The organism is Mesorhizobium sp. P2_D6, from assembly GCF_056404315.1.
On sequence record NZ_JBFUEG010000045.1, the window covers coordinates 1 to 7,871 of the forward strand.

At 58.8% G+C, this 7,871-nt stretch carries 3 protein-coding genes and 5 pseudogenes; 4 read left to right on the forward strand and 4 right to left on the reverse strand.

Annotated features, from left to right (window positions below):
• The coding region (locus AC1D1L_RS33070) for a GMC family oxidoreductase (protein WP_477345669.1) at positions 1–1,156 on the reverse strand (1,156 nt) is incomplete at its 3' end.
• 486 nt (positions 1,157–1,642) lie between these two features.
• Between AC1D1L_RS33070 and AC1D1L_RS33075 the strand changes: the two genes are divergently transcribed.
• Positions 1,643–1,876: an ATP-binding protein gene (locus tag AC1D1L_RS33075; protein ID WP_477345671.1), complete on the forward strand. Its 234-nt coding sequence runs from the start codon at positions 1,643–1,645 to the stop codon at positions 1,874–1,876.
• Positions 1,877–1,908: 32 nt separating this feature from the next.
• On the opposite strand, the pseudogene AC1D1L_RS33080 reads toward AC1D1L_RS33075, so the two are convergent.
• Positions 1,909–2,096: pseudogene (locus AC1D1L_RS33080) on the reverse strand (IS630 family transposase); the annotation flags it as partial.
• A 358-nt stretch (positions 2,097–2,454) separates the two neighbouring features.
• Positions 2,455–3,664, reverse strand: a pseudogene (locus tag AC1D1L_RS33085) (ATP-grasp domain-containing protein); the annotation flags it as partial.
• A 986-nt stretch (positions 3,665–4,650) separates the two neighbouring features.
• On the opposite strand from AC1D1L_RS33085, the pseudogene AC1D1L_RS33090 reads away from it, so the two are divergent.
• Positions 4,651–6,164, forward strand: a pseudogene (locus tag AC1D1L_RS33090) (ISNCY family transposase).
• 170 nt (positions 6,165–6,334) lie between these two features.
• Here the strand turns inward: AC1D1L_RS33090 and AC1D1L_RS33095 are convergent.
• Positions 6,335–6,699: pseudogene (locus AC1D1L_RS33095) on the reverse strand (transposase); the annotation flags it as partial.
• A 9-nt stretch (positions 6,700–6,708) separates the two neighbouring features.
• Between AC1D1L_RS33095 and AC1D1L_RS33100 the strand changes: the two are divergent.
• Both AC1D1L_RS33100 and AC1D1L_RS33105 read left to right on the forward strand, forming a co-directional pair.
• Positions 6,709–6,978, forward strand: a pseudogene (locus tag AC1D1L_RS33100) (IS110 family transposase); the annotation flags it as partial.
• 661 nt (positions 6,979–7,639) lie between these two features.
• Positions 7,640–7,871: transposase (locus tag AC1D1L_RS33105; protein WP_477345673.1), on the forward strand; the 232-nt coding region annotated here is incomplete at its 3' end.

Below are 7,871 nucleotides of genomic sequence, written 5' to 3' on the forward strand. Positions count from 1 at the left end.
TGAAATCCACCTCTGGTTCGATGGCATGAGAGCGATTCTTTAGGGTTACCGTTCCTATGGAATAGCTGCGGTTGACCCACAGGAAAAGCGAGCCAAGGCGTTTCCCGAGCGGATGCCAGGCCGACTTGGCGACCGCAGAGATTGCCATATCCGTCGAAGGACACCTGTCGTAACCCGAGGAGTAACGTGCATGCATCTGAATGTGACCACTCACATTGGCTGCCATGCGATTGTTCGGCTCCAGATATGCCGAGATCGCTATCCCCGGATGCTCCTGGAGGCCTTGGCCAACACCTGCGACGCCCGCAATCACCGGGATACCTAGCTTTGTGAGTTGTTCGGCCAACCCGATACCGGAGCGCATCAAGATGGCTGGTGAATGCAGAGCTCCAGCGCAGAGAATGACCATGGAAGTCTCGAAGATCTGGCGGCCAGAGCTGTTTTCCGTCTCCACGCCGGTGACGGCCGATCCGGAAAAAACAAGACGTACCACCGAGGTTTTGGCCAAAATTTTCAAATTGGGCCGCGCACGCACGCTGTCGGTCAAGTAGGCCATTGCCGTAGAAGCCCGACGACCGTCGCGGTTGGTCAAAGGCACAACGGAATATCCGTCGCCAAACGCGCCGTTAAAATCCGGCCTGAAATGAATACCCGAAGCCTCATACGCAGTCGATACCGCCTTGATGAAGCCCGACCATTCCGATTGTCGAACACGTCTGATCGGCAGCGGACCATCCTTGCCGTGAAACTCGCCATCGAAATCCAAATCGGCTTCAAGACGACGGAAGTAGGGTAGAACCTCTTCCCAACTCCAACCTGCAGCACCGCTTGACGCCCATTCATCATAGTCTCCGGGACCACCGCGGTTGGCCACTTGGGCATTTATGCTGGAACCGCCACCCATCACCCGGGCCTGCTCGTAGTGAACTGCCTTTCGGCCATCTCGCATCAAGGTCGCTTTGAGGGATGACCACTGATAGTCGGGATTGAAGTAGGCGCGAGTAGGATCGGCATCGAGGATGTCGTCAGGAATGGCGTTCGGCGGCGTATCAGGACCAGCCTCAACGAGCAGCACCCGACTTCCACCGGCAGAAAGTCTACTCGCCATGACGCAACCAGAGGAGCCACCGCCAACAACCACGTAGTCGAACATCATATGATACCTTTCAGTCAGGCGAGGGCTGAGAGCCCCCTAGTCGCGCGTATGAAGGAGCGGCGCCGTCGTCTATCTCGCTGCCGCATAAACTCAAATCTTTCTACGCGGTGTACATGCAAATTGATATTCGCACGTTAAGCTCTAAAATAGAGAGCCCTCGCCCTCTGGCGGGACTACCCGTCGCGCCTCTGCAGGTAGGCTTCCACCCCGCCTGCCGAAATTGCCTCCTTTCATTGATAGGAGGTTTTGCGGCGGTTCCAGACGATCGGATCTGTAGCGTCGCGCCAGGGAAAGGACGCCTTGGGCGGACCGATAGTTCCGATGCGGGCGATTACTCAGCAGACGCTCGATAAAGATCGCTGTGTTGTTCCCAAGTTTTGCCGCTTCCCTCCCAAATGTGTGAGGTGTCCTGTTGACATAGCCCTGGTGCGACTTCGGCATTTGCTCATTGACGGTGATGTGGCCTGAACGCTGCGACCTTCGGATGTGATTGCCAAGCAGCACGGCTCGATTATTCCGTACTCCATGCGCGGCGTGCCGCGCCTGTTCGAGGATTTGGCGCTCGCCCGTCTCGACGGCCGCTTCCCACGCCTCATCGACAAACTCACCCGCACACAATTGCTCATCCTCGACGACTTCGGAACCCACAGCCTCACCGACCAGCAGCGCTCCCCATCTGTCGAAATTTTGAGGAACGCTATCGCCGCAAATCCACCCTGATCACCGGCCAGGTCCCGGTGGTCAGATGGCATGCGCCAGACACAGGTCTTGGACTTGTCGGTCTCGGCCATGATTGTCGAGGTGCCCAGATCTTCGGCGCTCAGAAGGACAATACGTGCCCGCCAGACATGCTTCTGCGGGCTTCCAGGGGGGCCGCAACGATCTCTTGCAAGCGCTGACGGTCGCTGGCCGAAACGGTGGAGAAGATGCCATTGCGCATGCATCAAACTCGCACGGAATAAAAATCGGACTCTCTTGATCCGATCGCTCCACTAGCTTTTCAGGAATTCGGTGAGTGTGGCGACTACGCCGCGATTGGCTTCTTCGGTCTGACCGTCGTTCGCAGCTCCGCACGGCGGCGCAACCTGAAACGCTCTGCAGAATATAGCCCACCCGCCATGAGATAATCATCGACCGCTTGCGGACATGCGGCTGGATCTTGTCCTGGCTGACGATCCCGCCCAAAAAAACAAAAAATCCATCCGTGTCGCCCTCAATTGCAGCAATGTTCGGCGACGATTTACCCTTCGCCCGAGGGCACCTGCGCAGGTGCGGAGACGTGAAAGGCCGCTGATTGTTTCCTGTTGGGTCGGAAATGGGGTGATCGACCAATCCACGGCAGCTGCAGTATCGCCTCGGTCTGAGGAGGGCTCGGTGAAGAGGCGATGACATATCCGATGCAGTCTCCGAAATTGCCTTTCCTGACGATCGGCGTCTGGGACCCAACAAAAAATCTTACCTCGGCGACACCTGGTATAGCAGCCGCCTGACTATTGCCGTCGATCAATTCGAGGGTGCCATCGCGATCAGGAACCAAGTACCGCGCGGCCGCAGTCTGCGACTGCCTTCTGCGCAAATCCCATTCCTCGCGAATGACAAGCTTAATGTGCTCGGTGATGAGATCGACACCGTAAGACAGCTGAATCAGTTGAGGTTCGGGCGCGCCAGGAAGGCGCGGATTGACTTCAATGACTACCGGGCCGGGGTTCGTCCAGCGCAATTCAAGGCCAGTTGGCCCCAGCCAGGGTCGAGAGCTCGCAAACAGCTCAGCGAAACGCCAGCTATATGCTTATGTTCCTCATCAGCGAGCGGAGCCGGAAAGGTGGATTCAAGAAAGACGAAATGTGGCAGTGGGCCAAAGTCAACAGCGGAAATCCCAACGACCTGCTCTCCCATTATGGAGGCACCATAGTAGGGGCCTTGTGCGAATTCTTCGACCAGTATCCTCGGCGAAGACGGCCATATGTGCTTCCCGCCCAACAGATAGGTCGTAGGGTCGGCTAGCTCATCGACGTTGCGGCACAATCGGACACCGCGGCTGCCGGTGCCGACCGCTGGCTTGAGAATCACCGGCAGGCCGATTTCCGCGGCAGAGCTTTGTACGTCTGTGGCATTCGCTGCCAAGCGATAAGCCGGTACTGGAACCCCGGCTCCCGTGAGGAGCTGGCGTTGAACGAATTTGTCGCAGCATCGTTGGATGGAGAAGGGGTTCGGTCCCGGTAGATCGAAATACCGGCAGAGTTTGCCAACTGTGGCATAGACCGACTGCTGTGCGCTAGTAATGCCGGCCATGTCATAGGTCGCACGCAGCCGGGCACATGCATGGATCAGCGCGTCGAGATTGTCTGTATTGACACAGATTGCCTCAATTCTTTCCGCCGCAACGCAGTCATACTGAGCTGGATTAGCCGACAGGATAATTGGATGAAGGCCGAGACGCCGGGCCGCTTTCACGTATATCGGCATATTATTTGCGCCTTCAACCAGGATGAGCGCTCTTCTTGCCATTGGCTGTTGACTCCCACGTTGCGTGCTGTCCGAGCGCAAATCGGCATCAGTTCTTGTTAGCTGTCCGTGACCTCAGGCCTCGCGGTGAACATACCATCGTCAGAGATTTGCGCTCATGAAGCTTGTGTAAATTTACCGTAAACAGCAGGTTCGCTCCGAGCGACTTTGTGTCTCAAGGCCGCGGGGTGGTTTGGCTTCATCGTCATGGCGCGTCCGGCGGAAGATGTATCTTGTTGGGCGCGGGAACGCCGGGCATCACCCGGTAGCCCACGGTTCCGGCTCCGTCCTTGGGAGCCGCCGCGGCAGTGGCTCCTGACATTACTCTTAATTCCGCACCTAGACGTTATGAGCATAGAGTGATTGGCCTCCCGCCCTTTCGTAGACGAGGGTTGCTTCTTTATTCGACAGGTTGAAGTCAAGCGCCTGTCGAGCTTTCCGCCTCGCCGGCGGGACGTCTTTCGAGGGTTATGCTTCTCTACGGGATCGGCGCTCGGCCTTGATGGGGGGTTAGAAGAATGAGGCGGAACAAATCTCGGGAGCGTCCTGGCCGTTGTGATGCGACCGTTACTGCAACCCCCGCGGACTCACTCATCCATTGTCCCGCGAAGGACGCCCTTTTCCGCCGGCAGAACGATCGTTCTGCGATCATGTTAATCTCCCTGTTCGACCACTGGCGACCATCTCCTCGGTCCAACCCGGTTCGGCTCTGCCGGCGCGCGCAGGGGCCGGTCAAGGGTGGCCGAAGATCAGCGCGCAGCGAACTGCCCTTGACCGGCCACTAGTGCACGTCCTGTTTAATCCGGTTCATATCCTGCGGCTTTGAAGTAGTTGGCACATTCGGCTGGGGTGAAGAGGTCGACGACTGCCCCGAATGCGCGGCGACAAACAAGGTGAGACTCGCATTGCCTCGTCGAAAATGTTCCTGAATGTTCAACCGTTGCGTCACATAAGTTGCTCCCTACCGAGGGGTATGAGCAGGGGCGACGATGGGACGGCTGAGCATGGCGACAAGGAAAGAACTGACGACGGCGGTTTCAGAGCGCTATCGTGCTTCGACGCGAGCGGAGAAGGCGAGAATTTTGGATGAGTTCGTCGTTATCACGGGCTTTCACCGCAAGCACGCGATGCGGCTGCTACGACGCCGTGAGGGGCCGTTTTCAGGCCGGCGAGCGCGGCCGCGGATTTATGATGAAGCGGAACGCAATGGGCTCATATTGCTCTGGGAGGCGTCTGACCGCGTCTGCGGCAAGCGGCTGAAGGCGTTGCTGCCCGTCCTTCTCGAGGCGAGGGAACGACAGGGTCATTTTGACCTAGCGCCGGAAATTCGGGACAAATTGCTGGCGATGAGCGCGGCCACGATCGACAGGACGCTGGGACCGATCCGAGAAGGCTTGGGACGTCCCCGACGACGGCCCGCGGCGCATGCCCTGCGACGGAGCATTCCCATTAGAACGTCGGCGGATTGGGACGATCCAGCGCCAGGCTTCGTTGAGGCGGACCTCGTGGCCCATAGCGGCCCCTCGGCTCGCGGCAGCTTCATCCAAACCCTCGTGCTCACCGACATCGCGACCGGCTGGACGGAATGTGCGCCGCTGCTGGTTCGCGAACAGACGCTGTTGAGCACGGTGCTCACAGAATTGCGCAAGCAACTGCCTTTCGCGCTTCTCGGCCTGGATACGGACAACGACACCGTTTTCATGAACGAGACGCTGAAGGCCTATTGCGACGCCGCCAACATCGTCCTCACGCGCTGCCGCCCCTACCGCAAGAATGACCAGGCCTTTGTCGAACAGAAGAATGGCGCCGTGGTGCGTAGGATGGTCGGATATCGTCGGTTCGAGGGGCTGGAGGCCGCCACTCTGCTAGCGAAGCTCTACCGGTCAGCGCGGCTGTTCGTGAATTTCTTTCAGCCATCGTTCAAGTTGATCGCGAAGCAGCGTGACGGCGCGCGTGTGCGCAAGACGTACAGTCCACCGGCTACGCCGCATCAGCGTCTGGTTGCCGACGCGCGCACCTCAGATGCAGTCCGCTCCCGTCTGCAGGAAATCTACGCCGGGCTCGATCCTGTACTGCTATTGCGCGATATCCGCGCCGTGCAGGAGCGACTCGCTGCGCTTGCCGATACTCCGCCGGCCATCCGCCCTGACGGGCAACTCAGCCAATCGACCTTTTCCTGGCGAGTTTGCGGACAGCTTGGAAGGATGGAGCTATCCGGCCGACGAATCGCCCGATTGTGAAAGCCAAAAGAGGGCGGGGGCGTCCTGACCCTCTCGTCAAGGCGACTGCCGACTTGCGAAATTGGTTCGAAGCCGAACCATGGCGAACCGGCAGCGAACTTCTGTCACGACTGCAGGCCGAGTATCCCGGCGATTACCCGGACAAACTGCTTCGAACCCTTCAGCGTCGGCTGAAGGTCTGGCGCAGGGAACAGGCGGACGCGCTGCTGTTTGGCCCCTTAAACAACGAGCAACCGATCCCGGAGATCGCAAGGCCATACTGAGGCTTCCTGGCGCTCGCCAAGGAGGCGCGGCGCTGCGAAACCCCGGCCATCTACGCGCCGGGCCTCCTTCACCTAAGCCGGGAGCAAAATGGATGAGGCAACATTCGAGCCTCAGGAGCATCGTTGGCCTGAGGCAATACGCCGTCTCATCCAGATTGTCGCGCCCTAGCGCCGACCGCGTCCCACAGAGCCTTGATGGTTCTCTCGGCCTTTGCTCGCAGCTGCGCTTTGAGTTTGGCGAAGGTGTTCTCAATCGGATTGAAGTCGGGACTGTAGGGCTGCAGGTAGAGAGCACGCTCGCGCCTGCGGCCTCAATCGCGTCGCGCACACCGGCGGCCTCGTGAGCGGGCAGATTGTACTACGTCACCCTCCGACAATGTCGGGACCAGCACTGCTCGACATAGGCCAGGAACACGTTACCATTCATAGCGCCGTCGTAGACGAAGGGCGCAGTCATGCCCGTCAGCCGCAGCGCTCCGGTGAAGGTCGTGGTCTTCCACTGGCCATGCGGCACGCCGGCCCGGCAAAACTGGCCGTCGCTTGACAGGCGGGTCTCGACGGCTTTTGGATCCATCGAATCCTGGAGGCATGGGACCGAAAGCCATGTCGTCGACGCCTCCTCGATTGCCACGTCGCGCCGGCGGGTCGTGCCAAGACCGACAAGATCGATCGTGAGGCGTTGGTGCGTGCGATGCTCGCCTACAAACGAGGCGAGCCGCGCGTGTGCGCGATGGTTAGGGTACCGAGCGTCAAGGAGAAGGACCATCGACGCATCGGCCGTGGAGAGGTTCTGGTTGGTGGGCGGACCTGCCATTAATTTACGGACAAGTTCAGGGAACGTTACAACAATCCCGTCATCCTGCCCTTAGAGTGACCGACCAGGATGGCGTCTTTTCAGGTTCAGAGCTTGCAGGCACGGGCGTGACACCGACGACCATCGCCGATGAGGTAGTCGCCATTGGTCAATCAAATCGAATAAATCGGGCGCAATTATTTTGAAGTTGCCGGTGAGAGCGGGGATTGTCAGATACCACGTTGAAGTCGCGATCCGGTGGACGTCATCGAGGTCGTCGTGCAGGAATTAGGCTCGACCAGCGCGGATAGGAGCTCTTCCGTCGCTTTGAACTCGAGAAGAATGGTGCCTGACGCGCCGGATCAGGTTGCTTTCGGCTGGTCACGATCTCAAGAAAGAGGCGAGGTCGTATTTCTTGGAGTCGCTCAACCAAACCGTCATCTCGCTCCGCAGCCCCCACGACAATTGAACTACAATTTATCAAGCGAGCGGTGACGCTGTGACGGTGCATTCCGCCACAAACGGTTTGCCAAGCTGACAACGGAGGCGAGGGCGTGTGCTCGGGATGGTTCCCGCGACCAAAAGGAGCGAACGCACCGTCACGATGAGATGCCGATTGACCTGCCACGGGTAATTTCCTCCATCTGAGATTAGAGTCCGGCCTCGATTGAAGGACGGACTGATGAAGAGAAAGCGGTTTACGGAAGAGCAGATCATCGCGGTTCTGCGTGAGCACGAAGCGGGGGCGAAGGCGGGCGACCTGGCGCGCAAGCATGGGATCTCCGAGGCGACGCTGTATAACTGGAAGGCGAAGTATGGCGGGATGGACGTCTCCGATGCCAAACGGCTGAAAGCCTTGGAAGACGAGAACGCGAAGCTGAAGAAGCTGCTCGCCGACCAGATGCTGGAAGCGT